The organism is Bradyrhizobium sp. 22 (assembly GCF_000482425.1).
GTDB lineage: Bacteria > Pseudomonadota > Alphaproteobacteria > Rhizobiales > Xanthobacteraceae > Bradyrhizobium > Bradyrhizobium japonicum_B.
In genome coordinates this window covers 1,339,903-1,356,398 of record NZ_KI519400.1, presented here as the reverse complement: position 1 = coordinate 1,356,398, position 16,496 = coordinate 1,339,903, and the positions used below count along the sequence as shown (strand labels likewise).

Here is a 16,496-nt window from a genome sequence, read left to right as displayed (position 1 = left end):
CGCGGAAAGCAAATTACGAGCCGAAGGTAACCTTACGCTGGGCTTCCGCGGCCATGGCTCGCCCCTATGCCCGGTTAGCCACACTTGGCGAATTTCCGGTTCCCCCGGCTGCATTCCGCCGCGGGAGATGTCATAAATCGCGCCTTCCGGCGATTTGACCGGTCCAGACCTGGTCCAAGAATAAGTTGCGCTGAACGCTCCAATTTTCCTTGTCACGTCAATGAGGGCGTCAGCCTTGTCGTTTCCACCCATGTCATCGGCGGTTCCGGTCGAAGCGCTCATTGGCTGGATGTTGCTGCTCACTTTCAAGCACATCATCGCCGACTTCGTCCTCCAGACCGCCTGGATGGCGCACGGCAAGGACCAGAAACACGGCTGGGCCCTGCCGCTTCTGGTGCACTGCCTCGTTCACCTTGCGGTTGCACTGCCGCTGATCCTGATCGTGGCGCCGAAATTCTGGTTCGTGGCCTTCATCGACTTCGTGATCCACATCACGATCGACCGCGCCAAGGGGTTCGTTTCGGCGAATTTCGGGGTCGACCTGGCGCATCCCTGGTTCTGGACCCTGATCGGCGTCGACCAGGCGCTGCATCATCTGACCGGCTTCGGCCTTTCCATCTTCATGGCGGCGAACTGAGGGCTGCGCATCTGTCATTCCGGGGCTCGCGAAGCGAGAACCCGGAATCTCGAGATTCCGGGTTCGGTCCTTTGGACCGCCCCGGAATGACGGCAATCTGCAACGCCCTTCCGCTTCCGATTCGCGGCCCACGCGCAAGCACCCCGGGTGACTACCGGCCGGCGTGGTTAACCTTTCATTAGAGAATTGCGCTGCATCTTCCTCACACGAGGGAGAACTGCAATGTTTTCAAGCCGCGACGCCTTTGAAAGCGATTTCTGCCCGGTTCGCGACGAACTCCTTGGCGAGATGTACCGCGCCAGCGAGAGTGGCCTGCCGAGGTTGGTTGAGAGTGTTTCCCCTGACGCGCGCGCCAGGCTGGCGCTGTTCTGCTATCGCCGCAACCATCTGCATTCGCTGGCGGTCGTGATCGCAGCGAGCTGCAGCGAGCGCGATCTGATCGAGAACGGCGGCCGTGTCGGCTCGACGCTCTATGCGCTGTCGCGGGAAGGCGCGGCGAAAGCCTCGCCTTCGCTGTCGGGCGGCCGCAAGCCGATCACGCTGTCGACCAAGCCGCTGTCGGTGCTCGCCCCGCTCGATGACGAGTTCGACGACGAGATCGACGAAGCCGTTCCTGCCTAAACGATTGCGATAGCCGGCAATCCGAACTTCCGCCGCGCCATCGCGCATTCGGCATCGCCCGGCATGCAGGTGCGGCACACCTCCGGCCGCGTCGCATAGATGCCGCACGCGGTGGCTTTCCCGATGTCTCCCTGCAAGGCCGAGCAGCGATCGCCCTCGCAGCGCATGCCGGACTGGCGTTCGTTGACCAGCGTCTCCGGAATCGCGGCAAGCTCCTCGTCGGTCTCGATCGAGAAGCGAGGCCAGTTGGCCGAATAGCCGCAGCACGCGCCGCAACTCTGGCAGCAGCTCGACGGATCGATGGGGGAGCTCTCCTGCATCCTCGTCACGTGTCCTTTGGCGGGCCCCAGACCAGGCTCTGCCGCCATTTTGCGCGCAGCACGTCGCGTCGTTCCGGATATTTCTCGTCGAGATAGTTCGCCTCGACGACGCGGTCGGTGCGGAAGCTGCGGAAGTCGCCGCGCAGCTCGCACCAGGCGGCAAGCAGCCGCACCGCTTCGAGATAGCCGACCGAGATCGGCCAGATCATGCGCTCGCTGGCGCGGCCCTGCTCGTCGCGATAGCGCAGCATGATCTTCTTGCCTTCGTGGATCTGGGTGCGGGTGCGCGCCATGTCCAGGCGGTCCGGCTCCCTGTTCCAGCTTGGGCGCGCGCGGCTCGCCGGCTCCAGCACGAAGGGGCGCAAGCGTTCGGGCACCGTGTCGGCGATCTTGGCCATCAGATCTTCGGCCGCGCGCGCCAGCGCCGAATCGGCATGGCCGGCGACCCATTGCGCGCCCAGCACGGCCGCCTCGATCTCGTCGGGCGTCAGCATCAAGGGCGGCAGGTCGAATCCCTTCTCCAGGATGTAGCCCATGCCGGCTTCGCCGCGGATCGGCACGCGCTGGCCGATCAGCGTTGCGATGTCGCGATAGATCGTGCGTTTCGAGGTCTCGAGCTCGGCCGCGATGGCGTCCGCCGTCAGCGGCTTACGCGTGCGCCTCAGCACCTGGATGATCTGAAACAGCCGGTCGGCGCGTCTCATGACAATTCTCTTATCGGTGGTTTTTCAGCAGGCGGCGCGCGGCTGCTGACAGGATGTTGGCAGCAGGGGGGTTCTATACCGGGACAACACATCGACTGAAGGGGATTTATCCATGATCATTCCAACCCATTTCGGCCCGGCGATTCCGATGCTGCGGGCACAGGCGTGGTCCGTATCGGCATTCGGCCGCCTCGTTTCGCTCGATCTCATGGCCGTCGATCTCCGGTTTGCTCTCGCAAGCGTGGTGGCACGCTCGCTGACCCAGGCCGCGGACGCGCTGGTCCGCCACGTGATGGGCCGCGCCTGGCGGGGAGCCCGCTTCGCAGAACATATCACGGCTGCTGCCACCATGGTGGCAGCAGCCGGTCGCTAGGTTCCGTCGACTTTCGAGAGGTTCAGGAGAGCTCGCATGATCACGCTTTACGGCTTCGGCACCGGCTTCGGCCTGCCGGAAATCAGCCCCTTCGTCACCAAGACGGAAGTGCAGCTCAAGATGGCGGGACTGCCCTACCGGAAAGAGCGGGCGATGCCGCCAGCCTCGCCCAAGGGGCAATTGCCGTTCATCGACGACGGCGGTGAGGCGGTGGCTGATTCCACCTTCATCCGCGCCCATATCGAGCGTCGCTACGGCTTCGATTTCGATGCCGGTCTGTCGCTGGCCGAGCGTGCGCAGGCCTGGGCGTTCGAGCGGATGGTCGAGCACCATGTCTACTGGGGGCTGGTCGGGGCGCGCTGGGTCGATCCGGTGAATTTCGCCAAGGGACCCGCGCACTTCTTCGACGGCGCACCGGAGCACAACCGCGAGAAGCTGCGCGAGGATGCGCAGTTCCGCGTCGCCGAGAACTATCTGCTCTCCGGCCTCGGCCGCCACGCCCCCGATGACGACGTCGACCTCGCCGTGCGCTCGTTGTTTGCGCTCTCGGTGCAGCTCGGCGACAAGGCGTACCTGATGGGCAGCAAGCCCTGCGGCGTCGACGCCACCGCCTTCGGTATGCTCGCCGGCGTCCTGACGCCGTTCTTCGAATCGACCTTGCGCGAGCGCGCCGAGTCCTTTCCGAACCTCACCGCCTTTGTCGACCGCATGATGGAGACGTATTACCCCGAATTCGCCTGGGCCCCGCTGCGGCAGGCGGCGTAGGAACGCGACGTATCTGCTTCGCCATGGCCGGGCTTGTCCCGGGCATCCACGTTCTTCGCGCCGCGTGGCAAGACGTGGATGGCCGGGACAAGCCCGGCCATGACGATCTCAGGGGCAATTCCAACCATAGCGCGATCCGGGGAAGTGCGCAGCGGTTTTCCGAAAGACCTTGCTTGAACAAACAACCTAAAGCGCGATGACGATTCATCATGGTCGCAGCGTTTTAGAAACCGAAAAACAAAAGAGCCGGCCCATCGGCCGGCTCTCGTCGTCTTGACGTGTTCGTCGCGCCTACTTCACCAGCGTGTACTTGCCGTCCTTCACCGTGAGCAGGATGCGGGCGCGTTCGTCGACGCCGTAACGGTCCTTTTCGGTGAAGTTGTAGACGCCCTGGCTTGCCGCGAGGTCCTTCTCCGACAGCAGCGCCTGACGGATGGCTTCGCGGAATTCCGGCGTGCCGGGCTTGGCCGTCTTCAGCGCCACCGGGACGACGCGCTTCAGGATCTCGAACGCATCGTAGGAATGGCCGGCGAACTGGCTTCGGCTGTTCGGGCCGTACTTGGCCTCATAGGCCGCGTTCAGCGCGAGGCCCGGCTTCTTGGTCAGCGCGCTGTCCGGCTGTTCCTCGGGGGCCATGACGGGGCCGGAGGCCATCAGCACGCCTTCCGCCGCTTTGCCGGCGATGCGGATGAAGTCCATGCTGGCGGCACCGTGGGTCTGGTAGATCAGGCCCTTGTAGCCGCGTTCACGCAGCTCGGTCTGCGGCAGCGCGGCCGCGGTGCCGGATGCGCCGACCAGGATGGCGTCGGGATTGGCGGCGACCAGTTTCAGCACCTGTCCGGTCACCGAGGTGTCGGGACGGGCGAAACGCTCCTCGTCGACGATGGTCATGCCCATCGGCACGGCCTGCGCCTTCAGATCGTTGAACCAGAGATCGCCGTAGGAGTCGGAATAGCCGATATAGCCGAGCGTCTTCACGCCCTTGGCCTTCATGTGGTCGTACAGCACCTTGCCGACGATCGGAATCGGCTGCGGCATTGCGACCGACCACTTCATGCGCTCCGGCGTGATCGGGAACGGGGCCAGGCCGAAATGCGGAATGCCGGCTTCGTTGGCGACGTTGGAGACGGCGATCGTCGGCGGCGTCAGCGCCGAGCCCATGATGACGTCGGCCTTGGATTCGGTCACGAAGCGGCGGGCGTTCGTGGTCGCGGTGGTGGGATCGCCGCCGTCGTCGAGCACGATCACCTTCAGCGGCACGCCGCCGATCTCCTTCGGCACGAACTCCAGCGCGTTGCGCTCGGGAATGCCGAGCGCCGCGCCCGGCCCGGTCGTGGTGGTGGTGATGCCGATGGTGATCTCGCTGGACTGGGCCAGCGCGGGCAGCGCCGGCAGGGCCAGCGTCGCCGCGGCGATCGCGGCAGTCAGGTAAAAGCGTTTCATTCTATTTCCTCCCTTTACGTGTTTCTTTGAAAGCAGAAATCGGGGGGTATTTCAGCCCCCTCTTTTGGTGATGCGGCGATTTAGCTCCAGGCTCTAACTCCCCGTGAACTTGGCTACCATTTCCGCCGGGAATGGTGCCGATTTCAGCTTGTCGGGGTTAACGGGATCGCGGCCGACCAGCACGCGGGTTTCGAACCCCTCGAGCGCCAGCGCCTCGCCCTTGTAGACGTTGTGCTTCACCTCGAAGCTCGAGCGCTTGATGCTCTCGATTTTCGTTTCAATGGTGATCCAGTCGCCATAGGTCGAGGGGATGTAGAACGTGGCCCGCGTGTCGACCATGGGGATGCCCACCAGGCCGTACTTGCGGACCAGATCCTGCTTGGAGAAGCCGGCGACCTCGAACAGGGTCGAGGTCGAATCGTCGAACATCGCGAAATAGCGCGGGTAGTAGACGATGTTGGCGGGGTCGCAATCGCCCCACTGGATCTGGACCTCGCGCCGGTTCACGAACATGCGTCGCTCGCCTTACTTCGGCGCCATGCGCAGTGAGCCGTCGAGGCGCACCACTTCGCCGTTCAGGTAGGCGTTCTCGACCATGTGCAGCGCGAGCGCGGCGAACTCGTCGGCTTGGCCGAGCCGGCGCGGGAACGGGATCGCGGCGGCGAGCGAGTCCTGGGCTTCCTGCGGCAGGTTCGCGAGCAGCGGCGTCAGGAACAGGCCGGGGGCGATGGTGAGCACGCGGATGCCGAACTGCGCCAGCTCGCGCGCGATCGGCAGCGTCATGCCGACGATGCCGCCCTTGGACGCCGAATAGGCGGATTGCCCGATCTGGCCGTCATAGGCGGCAACGGACGCGGTGTTGATGATGACGCCGCGCTCGCCTGATACCTGCGGCTCCAGCTTGGACATCTCTGTGGCGGCAAGGCGCAGCATGTTGAAGGTGCCGATCAGATTGACCTTGATCACCTTATCGAAATCGGCGAGCGCCATCGGGCCGTCGCGGCCGACCACGCGCTTGGCAACGCCGATGCCGGCGCAATTGACCAGCAGGCGCGCCGGACCGTGGGCTTTCGCAGCCTGCGCCACCGCGGCTTCGGCCGAGGCGGCATCGGAGACGTCGCAGGTCACGGCCACGCCCTTGATCTCGGCCGCAACCGTCTCGGCAAGCTTGGTATTGAGATCGCACACCGCGACCTTGGCACCCTGGGCCGCCAGCTTTCGCGCGGTGGCCGCGCCCAGTCCCGATGCGCCGCCGGTGACGATGGCTGCCTGATCCTTCAACAACATGGCGTTCTCCTGGTGCGGTAATTTCTCATCCGACCGATATCACACGGTTGGATGGATTGTCAGCGTAGAGCTCCTCGATCAAGTCGGTGCGATGCTCCAGCACGGCGCGCTGGTTGATCGAGCCCTTGTCGGTGACCTCGCCCTTGTCGATCGACAGCGGCGTGTCCATCAGGATCGCGCGCGTGATGCGTGTCGAGGATCCCGTGGCCTGGCTGAGGAAACCGGTCAGGCGCTCGCGGAAGGCCTCGCGGACCAGGCGGTCGCGCGTCGCGACGACGAGATCGTCGGCCGGCAGCGTCGGATTGATCAGCCGGCAACCGTCGAGGTCGAGCACCACCAGCGCGGAAATCTCGTCGCGGTTGATGCCGGCGATGACGACGTCGCGCACCAGCGGTGCGCAGGCCGCCGTGAGTCGCGCGCGCAAGGGGCCGACGCTGACCCAGGTGCCGCTGGCAAGCTTGAAGTCTTCGCCGACACGGCCGTCGAAATCGAAGCCGGCGTTGAGATCGTCGGGATCGGCGGGCTTGAGCGCATCGCCCATCTTGTAGAATCCTTCCTCGTCGAAGGACTTCGCGCTGATGTCGGGCTGGCGCCAGTAGCCGGGCATGACGTTCGGCCCCTTGGCCCGCACCTCCAGCTTGCCGTTGTTCGGCACCAGCTTGGCGTCGTTGCCCGAAACGGGCAGGCCGACATGGCCGGAGCGGCTGGTACGCGGATTGACCGACATGAAGAACGGCGCGGTCTCGGTCGCGCCCAGCCCGGTCAGCATCGGCACGCGATAACCTTTTTCCTTCACCGCGAGCTCGTCGAGGCTGTCCCAGATGAACGGCGAGAGCGCCGCGCCCGAGAAGAACATCGCGTGCAGGCGGTCGAAGAATTTTGCGCGCAAGCCCTGGTCCTCGCGCAAATAGGGCAGCAGCGATTCATAGCCTTTGGGCACGTTGAAATAGACCGTCGGCGAGATTTCCTGGAGATTGCGCACGGTCTCCTCGATGCCCCCAGGCATCGGCTTGCCGGCGTCCAGATACATCGAGCCGCCATTGTAGAGGGTCAGTCCGATATTGTGGTTGCCGCCGAAAGTGTGATTCCAGGGCAGCCAGTCGACGATGACCGGCGGCTCGTCCTTGAGGAAAGCGAGCGTCTCGCGCAGCATCACCTGGTTGGCGCAGATCATGCGCTGGGTGTTGATGACGGCCTTCGGATTGCCGGTCGAGCCCGAGGTCAGCAGGAACTTCGCGATGGTGTCGGGACCGATCCTGCCATGGACGTCGTCGAGATCGCTGCGGGTCGGCGTCGCCATGAGGTCGGCGAGCAGCGTGACGTCGCGGCCCCGCACGCGGCCATAGGAGGCCGCGATCTCGGTGCCGAGCGAGACATTGGCGGTGAGCGCATCGGCGAACTTGTCGGCATCCTCGGCGAAGACGAGGCCGGGCGTCAGCAGCTTCATCAGATAGGACAGCTTGCCGTAGTCCTTCGACACCAGCGAATAGGCCGGCGATACCGGGCAGAACGGAATGCCGGCGTAGAACGCGCCGAACGCGAGCAGGGCGTGGTCGATCGAGTTGCCGGAGAGGATCACGACCGGCCGCTCCGCCGACAGGCCGCGCGCAATCAGGCTTGAAGCGATGTGCCGGCTCGCGACGAGCAGCTCGGCGTAAGTGATCTTGCGCCAGCCGCGGCCGCCTTCGCGCTCCGCCATGAAGACGCGATCCGGCGTGGTCGCCGCCCAATGATGCAGGCGGTCGGTGATGCGGACCGGATAGTCGCCGAGCGGCTGCTTCGGCCTGAGATAGATCGTGCCGTCGTCGCGCCGCTCGATATTGACGGCGGGATCGCCGAACGAGATGGGCCGCAGCGGGAAACTGCTCGCGCCGCGCTCCATGCTGGAAGAGGACGGCTGCGCGCTCATGGCTTCGGCTTTACCTTTGCGGTCTTGTGCTCGAGGAATTCACGGATCCGGCGTTTTGCCTCCTTGTCGCTCTGCGCCACGGTCGCCATCAGCGATTCCATCAACAGACCGGTCTGCGGATTGGCCTCCGCGATCATCGGCAGCGCCTGGAGCACGGCGAAATTGGTCAGCGGCGCGTTGGAGGCAACCTTGGTCGCAAGCTCCATCGCCTTGCCGAGCGCGTTGCCGGCTTCCGTCACATATTGCGCGAAGCCATAGGACGCGCCTTCGGTCGCGCTATAGACGCGGCCCGTCAGCATCATGTCCATCATCCGGGCGACGCCGATCAGCCGCGGCAGCCGCACCGAGCCGCCGCCGCCGACGAAGATGCCGCGTTGTCCTTCCGGCAGCGCGAAATAGGTCGAGGGCTCGGCGACGCGGATATGCGCGGAGCAGGCGAGTTCCAACCCGCCGCCGATCACGGCGCCCTTCAGGGCCGCGATCACAGGCACGCGGCTATACTGGATGCGGTCGAATACCCGGTGCCACATCTGGGAATGCAGCAGGCCGCCGGTCGCGTCATGCTCGGTCAGCTCGGAGAGGTCGAGGCCGGAGGAGAAATGGTCGCCGATGCCGTGGATGACGACGGCGCCGATGTCCTCGGGCAGGGACGCAAAACACTCGCCGATTTCCAGGATGATGCCGTCGTTGAGCGCATTGCGCTTGGCCGGCCGGTTCAGACCCACGGTCAGAACCCGGTCCACCCTCTCGATCCGGAGTAGCCCGGAGCCACCCGCGGCAGCGGTCTCGGCGTTTCCCTGTGTCATTTGCGTCCTTGTCAGAATAGTTATGTTGTATAACGAATTCTGGGGGAGTCAAGGAGGGGCGTCCTCGCGGCTGTGCGGAAAAGGTGGCTCCGAAAGCAGGCGTCATCGGGCATTGGGCGCCGAGCCGCGCAACGTGCGGAGCGCCTCAGGCGGCGTCGCTGATCAGCTTCTTGGCGGCCCGCGCAAGCAGGCCGGATCGCGTGTAGCCGTGGGCCTCGGCGTATTTGTCGATTTGCTCCAGCACATCGCCGGGCAGGGTGACATTGACGCGGACGATCTTTGGCTGCTCATCCTTCACCGATACCAAAATGGCGACGCCCGAGCGGTTCTCCGGATCCGACATGATCTCCTCAAGCGACGACGGCTCGGGAATCGCTTCTCCATCTTCAGCCATACCTTCGAGATGAAGGGTCAGCGCCTCCTCAGCCATTGCCCGAGCTTCGTCCAGCGTCGTGCTGGAGCTGGTTACGCCGGGGAGATCAGGAAATGACACGCCAAAATCGCTGTCGGCATCTTTATGGATAAGGCCAATGTAGTGACGCATGGGGCTTACCTCAATTCAGTATTCATCTATGCCGATCGGTCCATGGTTCTGGAGGATGGATCAGCGATCCTGCATCGTGCCAAAACTAATTGACCATTCGCCGAACCTGGAGACCTCGGCCTTTGAAGTCCTCGTTGAGTTCGGCCTGAAATTTTTTCCCCACGGTGATCGACTTTCGATCCTGTTGCGGCAGTATCGAGACGTGAAAGAAGGCGTCTTGGCGCAAACTCGGGACGTGGACGAATCCATATCCTCTATCTTCGAACATCTTGATTACGATGACTTCAACCAGATTGGTCTCTGCGGTCGTGGTTGCTTGCGCCTTACGAACATCAGAAATGGCGATGCCCTTCTGACTCCGCGATACGTCGACAATAAGAACGTCGCCATCGTGGACGCTATCGATATTTGACCTCTCTAATACGGATGCGTGCAGAAAGGCTGACTCACGGAGTTGCTCAACCGTTACAAATCCATATCCCTTCGCTTCATCGAACCAGTCGACGATGCCGTTCACGCCTTTGGCGACGATGCCATGAGCTGCGCTTCTCGTTACGGCATCCCGGCTATTAAGCTCTGCCTCTGATGCTCCTCCGGAAAACTTACGTATGTCTGCAGAGACAGCTTTTTGGACGGTGTACTGTTCAGCAGCAGGTATCCGGCAGAACTTCTCGTCCTCATCAATCAGAAACGTTCCAAACGTCTCTCGAACCCGTCGCATTCGCATTCTGAACAGGTCGTCCAGAAGGTAGTGCGACCGTATTTGCTTAGCGATGTCGCTGTTTGCAATCAAAGCGGTCAAGGCCATCTGTTCGAAGAAGACTGGATTAAAGAGAGCCAACTCCAAATGCGTCAGGCCACTGTAAGTGATAGCGACGCGCTGTGCCAAAGCCAAGCCACCCATTGACGGGTCGTGAGGTTCAACCAACGAAGCCTCTAGCAATGCCGAAAGCGCTATTTCTACGGCCGTTTCTGCATATCCCATCCCATCAAAGTATTGCGTAATCGATGATATCGAAAGATAGCGACTGTCATCTGACGAACGCGAGTCGTGGGCAGCCTTTAGCAAAGCGAGCAGTCGCAAATGGACTAGAGGCGACTGAGCAACTTCGGTGCTTACGTCGAATATAGGGAAGATGAGATGCGCATCGCCTCGCTTGTAAAAATTATAGTCGCCCAAGATTAAGGCCTGCATAAATTTGGCCGCCGGCAGGGGCTCTTGAGTTCCCGCTACATAAGATTTCAAAAGGTCTTCAATGCCTAGGGCAGAAGAAGTGATAACGCGCCTCGCCAGTCCAAGCGTCTTCCGAATATTGTAGTTTGCTAGATTTCCCAGTCGATTGGAGATGTAGTCTTGCCGGACGAAGATGTCTTCAATCACTGAGGCGAATGCTTCTAGGCTCTCCAGCTTTACTCTAAAGCTTATCCCGGCGTCGTAAACGGCAGGGGTCTTCCGACTCTTGTCCAGTCTTGTCCGTAAATATTCGAGCCGCTTGCGGAAAATTTCGCGCGGAGGAGGCGTCGGAAGAAAGTAGGATTTAGAAGAGTAGATATTGAAGAGTTCAGTTTTCGAGAAAGACCATGCAGATCGATCAGTCAGAGGGAATAGCAGCAGACAGTGAGTTACGTGCCTGCGCAACGCTTGGAAGTATTGAAATAGGGTTTGTTTGTATGAGAGAGAAAATTCGTCCGTATTGTCCACGACAAAGATAGGTAGCGATTTTCGGTTCTCGACGATGTCAATCAGCAGTCGCTTGAGATAACCCTCACGATCTTGCTCGACTTGGGTATCCATGTACTCGCCGAACTTTCGTTTAAATCCTTCTTTGTCTTGTTTATAAAGCTCGGCATCGACTCCTTCACTGCGTCGAACGTATTCAGTAAAGTATAGTCCAAGGAGTTGGTCCCAATCCGGGAAACCCTTCGGGTATAGCTGCTTCTCGATGCTAGAGATCGCGTTATTGGTGAACCACGCTAACGAGGTGGCGGAATCGCCAGTCGCGTCCAGCGCGTTCACGTTTATTACAACGCACCGTTCTCGAATGGCCTTCGGTAGGGTTGACTTAAAGAATCGAGCGAGGAATGTCGATTTTCCGGCTCCCGAGGGGCCGACAATGAATACAGTATCTCCGTGTTTGTCGGAAATCGTGCTCGTAATGAGTTGTTGTAAGCTTTCATCGACTTGCTTGTCAGGCGGGTTAATGTTGCCGAGTACATAAGTCGTCAGTTTCTCGAGCGCAAAATCCGCAATTCTGCTCTCTTTGGTCTCGACGAAGCATTCGAGCAACATGTCGGGATTCGCGTCACCCACCAGCCCGGCAAAAAAAGAATTGAAAACGTTGTCGAGGTCAAAAGCGATCTGAGATTTGTGGCTCGGATGAATATCCGCATCCGAGAATGCGGAGTGAAGGCCCTGCGTAAGAAGAAGGCGCTTGTCATGCAACTTGTCGAAGACGTGCTTGTACGAGCCGCGCTGATGTCCCTCTTTGGAAGCTAGTTCAAAAAAAGAAGCAAAGTCGTCTTCGACAGATCGAAGCGTTGGAAAGACAATTGCTTCTTTTGATTTATAGTTTTCGCCTGGAACAAAAGGCTTGAAGAAAATCCACGTGCAACCGTCGGTCACCACCGCGAATTGAATGCCTTCGGGAGCACAATAGGATGCGGCTTGTTCGATTCCCACAAGGCACTGCTTCAGCGCGGGACCAGAAATCTTGTACGTCTGTTTGGCTGTTGCGCTGGTCGATAGCTCAAGCTGCCCTTGCCGCTTAGCCTCAACGAGCATGGCCGGTCGACCTGCGTCGCTAACTATGTAATCTGAATAGCCTGCATCGTTCTTCCGCTCCGCCGAAATGTCTGCGTGATCCCAGCCGAGGATCTCGGTCAGAAATCTGGCGATGAGTTGAAGCTTGGCGTCTTCTTCGGTCAGAACATTCTCTAGCAGTCTGCTGAAAAACGCAAAGAATTAGTTGTTCTTTCTATTGCGAGGTCGGTTGTTGGGATAGCGCGCTCCGGAGTTTGAGGTCTGGGGTCGGCTACGCCGCAGCCAGTTTGGGGATGCGGATCAGGTTATAGGCAATCAGATTGAGCAGGAAGTCGGCGGCGACGCGAGCGATGCCGCGATGTTTGGTCTTGCGCATGGTGCCATGCTGCTTGCCCCATCCGAAGATGCACTCGACCATCGCCCGGCGCGATTGCGACATGCCGTACCCCGGATGCCGCGTGGTTCGTTCGTCGATGGCACTGGTGCGGGTCTTGCCGGTTTTGGTGACGGCCTGGTTCTGTGTCACATGCGGCGTCACGCCGATGGCGCGAAGATTGGCGACATGATCGGCGGTATCGTACGCCTTGTCCTCACCGGCCGTGATGCGGCGGCCGGCGGCTTTGCGTCTCGCCTTCAGCATGATCTCCGAAGCCCGGCGTTCGGCGGTGCCATTGGCGTGCGTGACCATGCCGGCCACCGCCAGCCCATACCGGTTCTCCATGGTGGCGTGCCCCATATAGCAGAGCCTGGCCTCCCGTCCGGCTGCCTTGCGGTAAAGCCTGCTGTCCGGGTCGCTGGTACTCGCATGGGTGTCGTTCTTGCGCTTCTGGCCATGGAAGTTCGCGCCGTCATCATCGTCACCGCTACCGTCCTTGGGACGAAAACTCTTCTGTGAGGCCCAGGCTTCGATCAGCGTTCCATCCACCGAAAAGTGCTCGTCCGACAGCAGCGGCTTGACCTGCGGATGGTTCAGAAGCCTGGTCATGAACTTCTTGAACACCTCCCCGTTCTGCAACCGCTCCCGGTTCTTGGTGAAGGTGGTCGGATTCCAGACCGGGTCATCGGGCGAGAGCCCCACAAACCAGCGGTACAAAAGATTGTAGTCCAGTTGCTCCATCAACTGGCGTTCCGACCGGATGCCGTAGAATACCTGCAGCAGCAACGCGCTCAGTAATTGCTCTGGTGGCGTCGAGGGACGCCCTTCGCTCGCGTAAAGCTTCCCCAAGTCACGGTTCATCTCGCTCAGCACATCGCGGACAAGTTCCCGGACCTTCCTCAGCGGATGGTCCGCAGGCACTCGCGCCTCTGGCGAGATGTACGAAAATAGCCCGCCCTGATCCGCAAAAGCGCCCCGCATGCCGAGCCCCCGACGATTCATGATGTATAACTGAATCATCAATCGCAGGCCCTGACGAGGCCATTTTTCAGCAGACTGCTAGCCGAGGTTCGACCTCGTCGATCAGCGCGATTGCTCGCGTGTAGGAGCTATCTAATGCCGACATTCGAGGGAATCCTTGAAGCAAGACTAGTGTGTATTTATACACACTGGAACCTGCCGTAGTCAACAGTTCGTCATTCCACCTGGTGCACGTCGATCACCACACGGTCCGCATGCCGTGCCGCCGATCCGACGAAGATGCGCTCCATCAGCCAGCGATACTTCTCATGTCCGGTCTCGAACTTCGGCACGGTGCGGAAATAGATCAGCTTGGGATCGACCGGCTCGCCGCGCTTGAGCTTCTGCAAGAGATCGACGGGGCCGAAGCGCATGCCCTTGTTCTCGACATAGACGGTTGCGCCGTCGTCGGTCTCGAAGGCGTATTTGGCTTCGAGATCGATCAGCTCGTTGGGGCGGATGGTCTGGAAATCGGCGCCGAACGGCAGCACCTTACCCGAGATCGCGCCTTTAACCTCGCCGCCGATGATCGGGATGATGCGGCGAACGCCGATCCCGGTCTCGCCGGCGGTGACGACGTCGCCGATGCGGACGGTAAGGGTGAAGACGTATTTCGTTTCGAGGGTAGGTGTGGTCATCGCTTCACCTCTTCAATGCGCCATCATGCGTGTCGGCAGCCAGATCGCCAGCGCTGGGAAGGCGATCAGGATCACGAGACGGATCAGATCGGTGACGACGAACGGGATCACGCCCCTGAAGATGGTGGAGAACGACACGTCCTTCACCACGCTTTTGATGACGAAGACGTTCATGCCGACCGGCGGGTGGATCAATCCGAGCTCGACCGTCATGACGATGATGATGCCGAACCAGATCGGGTCGAAGCCGAGATGCATGATCACGGGGAAGATGATTGGCACGGTGAGGATGATCATCGCCATGGCGTCCATCAGGCAGCCGAGCACGAGATACATCACCATGATCAGCGCCAGCACGCCGTAGGGACCAAGGCCGAGCCCGGTGAGGAGCTCGGTCACCTTCTGCGGCGTCTGCGTCACCGTCAGGAAATAGCCGAAGATCAGCGCGCCGATCAGCACGGTGAACACGGCGGCCGCGGTGCGTGTGGCCTGGAGCAGCGAGGCCAGCACCTTCTCGCGGTCGAGCCGGCCGGTCAGCACGCCGATGATGAATGCGCCGGTGGCGCCGACGCCGCCGGCCTCCGTCGGGGTAAAGCGCGGCAGGAAGGGCAGGCCGTAGAGGCCGCCGATGACGAACAGGAACAGCAGGACCGGGGCCCAGATGTCCTTCAATCCGGCAAGGCGCTCGCGCCAGGGCGTCACCTTGCCTTTCGGAAGGAAATCGGGGCGGAAATAGCCGATCAGGAAGATCGTGATCATGTACATGCTCATCGCGAGCAGGCCCGGGATGATGCCGGCGATGAACAGCTTGCCGATGTCCTGCTCGGTGATGATGCCGTAGACCGCGAGCACGGTGGAGGGCGGCAGCATTGCGCCCAGCGTGCCGCCGGCCGCGATCACGCCGGTGGCGAAGGATTGCGGATAGCCGAAGCGGCGCATCTCCGGGTACGCGACGGCGGAGAAGGTCGCGGCCGTCGCGACCGACGAGCCGCAGATTGCGGCGAAGCCGCCGCAGGCGCCGACGGTGGCGATGCCGAGCCCGCCCCGCAAATGCCCGACAAAGCCGTTGGCGGCGCGGAACAGTTCGCGGCTCATGCCGGAGTTGCTGACGAAGGAGCCCATCAGCAGGAACATCGGGATGACGCCGAAGGTGTAATCCGTCACCGTCCGCATGGTGACCTGTCCGACCATCTTCAGGGCCGGTGTCGAGCCCACGAGATAGCTGAAGCCGCACACGCCGACGAGGCCCATGGCCATGCCGACCGGCACGCGCAGCAGCATCAGGGCGAAAAGGGAGATGAAGCCGATGACGGCGACGGCGTCGGTACTCATGGTTACTCCGCCACCTTGATCTTTGGTTCATGGATGTCTTCGGGGTGGAAGATCAGCCGGTACGTGCGGATCGCGATCAGCAGCACGGCGCAGACGTCGCCGATCCACGCGACGAGGAAGAAAGGCCATGTCGGCATGTGCAGGTCGAAGGTCTGGACGTTGTCGTTGTAGGTGAGCCGGACCTTGTCGAACAGCGTCCAGGTCTGCACGGTTACGACGAACAGCAGCACCAGGGTTGCGAACACGTCGATCCAGCGCTGGTGGCGCGGCCCGACATTGCCCCAGACCAGGTCGACCGTGATGTGGGTGCCGCGATAGGAGGTTGCCGCGATGCCCCAGAAAATGAGGATGCCGAGCAGCATGCGGCCGATGTCGAAACTGTCGGGGATCGAATAGTTCAGCGTGTTGCGCAGCAGCACCGACAGGAAGATGTCGAGCGCGACGATGCCGACGAAGCCGGCCGCGATCCATTCGATCGAGTCGATCACGCGATCCATCCAGGAGCGCTTCATGAGGAAGAATCCTATCCAGTCCAGCGAAGCCGGTTCAGGTTTTCCGCGAGGGAGGTGCGCTCCCTCCCCCGCTTGCGGGGGAGGGTTGGGGAGAGGGTGCGTCTGAACTTCCTCCGAATGAGTGGACACCTGTAGTAGGCTCGTTGAGCCTGGAGGTGTTGAATGGAACGTGCACGTCGGTCGTTTACTGAAGAGTACAAGCGCGAGGCGGCGGGGTTGGTGGTGTCGAGCGGCCGCTCGATCGGGTCGGTAGCCAAGGAGCTCGGTCTGCGCGACTCAGTGCTGCGGCGCTGGGTCGATAAGCTCCGGCGCGAGCCGGCATCGGCGGCGTGGCGCCCCACCACGCAGGCGACGCCGATGTCGGCGGACCAGGCTTCGGAACTCGCCGTGTTGCGCCAGGAGAACGAGCGGCTGCGGATGGAACGCGACATTTTAAAAAAGTCGATCG

At 61.4% G+C, this 16,496-nt stretch carries 18 protein-coding genes; 5 read left to right on the top strand and 13 right to left on the bottom strand.

Annotated features, from left to right (window positions below):
* The first annotated feature begins 289 nt into the window (after window positions 1–289).
* On the top strand, window positions 290–637 hold the full coding sequence (locus K410_RS0131740) for a DUF3307 domain-containing protein (RefSeq protein WP_049820470.1): 348 nt from the start codon (window positions 290–292) through the stop codon (window positions 635–637).
* Between the two features lie 222 nt (window positions 638–859).
* Window positions 860–1,258, top strand: coding sequence for a hypothetical protein (locus K410_RS40700; protein ID WP_028138608.1), 399 nt, complete (start codon window positions 860–862; stop codon window positions 1,256–1,258).
* Here K410_RS40700 and K410_RS0131730 read toward each other — a convergent pair.
* Both K410_RS0131730 and K410_RS0131725 read right to left on the bottom strand, forming a co-directional pair.
* Entirely contained in the window at window positions 1,255–1,578 is a 324-nt protein-coding gene (locus K410_RS0131730) for a YkgJ family cysteine cluster protein (protein WP_028138607.1), read from the bottom strand. The two genes, K410_RS40700 and K410_RS0131730, sit on opposite strands and share 4 nt — an antisense overlap.
* A 5-nt stretch (window positions 1,579–1,583) precedes the next feature.
* A complete protein-coding gene (locus tag K410_RS0131725) occupies window positions 1,584–2,282 on the bottom strand; it encodes a helix-turn-helix transcriptional regulator (protein ID WP_028138606.1) in 699 nt (232 codons plus the stop codon).
* Between the two features lie 112 nt (window positions 2,283–2,394).
* Here K410_RS0131725 and K410_RS0131720 point away from each other — a divergent pair, with 112 nt between their 5' ends.
* Both K410_RS0131720 and K410_RS0131715 read left to right on the top strand, forming a co-directional pair.
* Window positions 2,395–2,655 carry a hypothetical protein gene (locus K410_RS0131720; RefSeq protein ID WP_028138605.1) on the top strand — a complete coding sequence of 87 codons (261 nt, stop codon included), beginning with the start codon at window positions 2,395–2,397 and terminating at the stop codon, window positions 2,653–2,655.
* Window positions 2,656–2,691: 36 nt separating this feature from the next.
* On the top strand, window positions 2,692–3,420 hold the full coding sequence (locus tag K410_RS0131715; RefSeq protein ID WP_028138604.1) for a glutathione S-transferase family protein: 729 nt from the start codon (window positions 2,692–2,694) through the stop codon (window positions 3,418–3,420).
* A gap of 291 nt (window positions 3,421–3,711) precedes the next feature.
* On the opposite strand, the gene K410_RS0131710 is transcribed toward K410_RS0131715, so the two are convergent.
* The 11 genes from K410_RS0131710 to K410_RS0131660 all read right to left on the bottom strand — a co-directional run bounded on the left by K410_RS0131710 (window position 3,712) and on the right by K410_RS0131660 (window position 16,048).
* The gene (locus tag K410_RS0131710) at window positions 3,712–4,863 is read right to left on the bottom strand and encodes an ABC transporter substrate-binding protein (RefSeq protein ID WP_028138603.1); all 1,152 of its coding nucleotides are present in this window, start codon (window positions 4,861–4,863) and stop codon (window positions 3,712–3,714) included.
* A gap of 93 nt (window positions 4,864–4,956) precedes the next feature.
* Window positions 4,957–5,376, bottom strand: a complete 420-nt coding sequence (locus K410_RS0131705) for an acyl-CoA thioesterase (protein ID WP_028138602.1) — start codon at window positions 5,374–5,376, stop codon at window positions 4,957–4,959.
* Window positions 5,377–5,388: 12 nt separating this feature from the next.
* Window positions 5,389–6,150 carry an SDR family NAD(P)-dependent oxidoreductase gene (locus tag K410_RS0131700; RefSeq protein WP_028138601.1) on the bottom strand — a complete coding sequence of 254 codons (762 nt, stop codon included), beginning with the start codon at window positions 6,148–6,150 and terminating at the stop codon, window positions 5,389–5,391.
* A 25-nt stretch (window positions 6,151–6,175) separates the two neighbouring features.
* Window positions 6,176–8,059 (bottom strand): feruloyl-CoA synthase, encoded by a 1,884-nt coding sequence (locus tag K410_RS0131695; RefSeq protein WP_028138600.1) that lies wholly within the window; start codon window positions 8,057–8,059, stop codon window positions 6,176–6,178.
* Window positions 8,056–8,865: a crotonase/enoyl-CoA hydratase family protein gene (locus K410_RS0131690; RefSeq protein ID WP_028138599.1), complete on the bottom strand. Its 810-nt coding sequence runs from the start codon at window positions 8,863–8,865 to the stop codon at window positions 8,056–8,058. Before K410_RS0131690 ends, K410_RS0131695 begins: the two co-directional genes overlap by 4 nt.
* Window positions 8,866–9,010: 145 nt before the next feature.
* Window positions 9,011–9,409: a type II toxin-antitoxin system HicB family antitoxin gene (locus tag K410_RS0131685; RefSeq protein WP_028138598.1), complete on the bottom strand. Its 399-nt coding sequence runs from the start codon at window positions 9,407–9,409 to the stop codon at window positions 9,011–9,013.
* An 85-nt stretch (window positions 9,410–9,494) separates the two neighbouring features.
* Window positions 9,495–12,191: a cold-shock protein gene (locus tag K410_RS37550; protein WP_049820405.1), complete on the bottom strand. Its 2,697-nt coding sequence runs from the start codon at window positions 12,189–12,191 to the stop codon at window positions 9,495–9,497.
* 250 nt (window positions 12,192–12,441) lie between these two features.
* Window positions 12,442–13,527: an IS5 family transposase gene (locus tag K410_RS0131675; RefSeq protein ID WP_028133123.1), complete on the bottom strand. Its 1,086-nt coding sequence runs from the start codon at window positions 13,525–13,527 to the stop codon at window positions 12,442–12,444.
* A gap of 215 nt (window positions 13,528–13,742) precedes the next feature.
* On the bottom strand, window positions 13,743–14,204 hold the full coding sequence (locus K410_RS0131670) for a DUF3237 domain-containing protein (protein ID WP_028138597.1): 462 nt from the start codon (window positions 14,202–14,204) through the stop codon (window positions 13,743–13,745).
* 12 nt (window positions 14,205–14,216) lie between these two features.
* Window positions 14,217–15,536 (bottom strand): TRAP transporter large permease, encoded by a 1,320-nt coding sequence (locus tag K410_RS0131665; protein ID WP_028138596.1) that lies wholly within the window; start codon window positions 15,534–15,536, stop codon window positions 14,217–14,219.
* 2 nt (window positions 15,537–15,538) lie between these two features.
* A complete protein-coding gene (locus K410_RS0131660) occupies window positions 15,539–16,048 on the bottom strand; it encodes a TRAP transporter small permease (protein ID WP_028138595.1) in 510 nt (169 codons plus the stop codon).
* Window positions 16,049–16,210: 162 nt separating this feature from the next.
* Between K410_RS0131660 and K410_RS40695 the strand changes: the two genes are divergently transcribed.
* On the top strand, window positions 16,211–16,496 hold a 286-nt coding region (locus K410_RS40695; RefSeq protein ID WP_049820144.1), incomplete at its 3' end, for an IS3 family transposase.

Coding starts and splice junctions, on each gene's coding strand:
- K410_RS0131740 (WP_049820470.1), top strand. CDS start 290: ATGTTGCTGCTCACTTTCAAGCACATCATCGCCGACTTCGTCCTCCAG.
- K410_RS40700 (WP_028138608.1), top strand. CDS start 860: ATGTTTTCAAGCCGCGACGCCTTTGAAAGCGATTTCTGCCCGGTTCGC.
- K410_RS0131730 (WP_028138607.1), bottom strand. CDS start 1,578: ATGCAGGAGAGCTCCCCCATCGATCCGTCGAGCTGCTGCCAGAGTTGC.
- K410_RS0131725 (WP_028138606.1), bottom strand. CDS start 2,282: ATGAGACGCGCCGACCGGCTGTTTCAGATCATCCAGGTGCTGAGGCGC.
- K410_RS0131720 (WP_028138605.1), top strand. CDS start 2,395: ATGATCATTCCAACCCATTTCGGCCCGGCGATTCCGATGCTGCGGGCA.
- K410_RS0131715 (WP_028138604.1), top strand. CDS start 2,692: ATGATCACGCTTTACGGCTTCGGCACCGGCTTCGGCCTGCCGGAAATC.
- K410_RS0131710 (WP_028138603.1), bottom strand. CDS start 4,863: ATGAAACGCTTTTACCTGACTGCCGCGATCGCCGCGGCGACGCTGGCC.
- K410_RS0131705 (WP_028138602.1), bottom strand. CDS start 5,376: ATGTTCGTGAACCGGCGCGAGGTCCAGATCCAGTGGGGCGATTGCGAC.
- K410_RS0131700 (WP_028138601.1), bottom strand. CDS start 6,150: ATGTTGTTGAAGGATCAGGCAGCCATCGTCACCGGCGGCGCATCGGGA.
- K410_RS0131695 (WP_028138600.1), bottom strand. CDS start 8,059: ATGAGCGCGCAGCCGTCCTCTTCCAGCATGGAGCGCGGCGCGAGCAGT.
- K410_RS0131690 (WP_028138599.1), bottom strand. CDS start 8,865: ATGACACAGGGAAACGCCGAGACCGCTGCCGCGGGTGGCTCCGGGCTA.
- K410_RS0131685 (WP_028138598.1), bottom strand. CDS start 9,409: ATGCGTCACTACATTGGCCTTATCCATAAAGATGCCGACAGCGATTTT.
- K410_RS37550 (WP_049820405.1), bottom strand. CDS start 12,191: ATGCTCGTTGAGGCTAAGCGGCAAGGGCAGCTTGAGCTATCGACCAGC.
- K410_RS0131675 (WP_028133123.1), bottom strand. CDS start 13,527: ATGCGGGGCGCTTTTGCGGATCAGGGCGGGCTATTTTCGTACATCTCG.
- K410_RS0131670 (WP_028138597.1), bottom strand. CDS start 14,204: ATGACCACACCTACCCTCGAAACGAAATACGTCTTCACCCTTACCGTC.
- K410_RS0131665 (WP_028138596.1), bottom strand. CDS start 15,536: ATGAGTACCGACGCCGTCGCCGTCATCGGCTTCATCTCCCTTTTCGCC.
- K410_RS0131660 (WP_028138595.1), bottom strand. CDS start 16,048: ATGAAGCGCTCCTGGATGGATCGCGTGATCGACTCGATCGAATGGATC.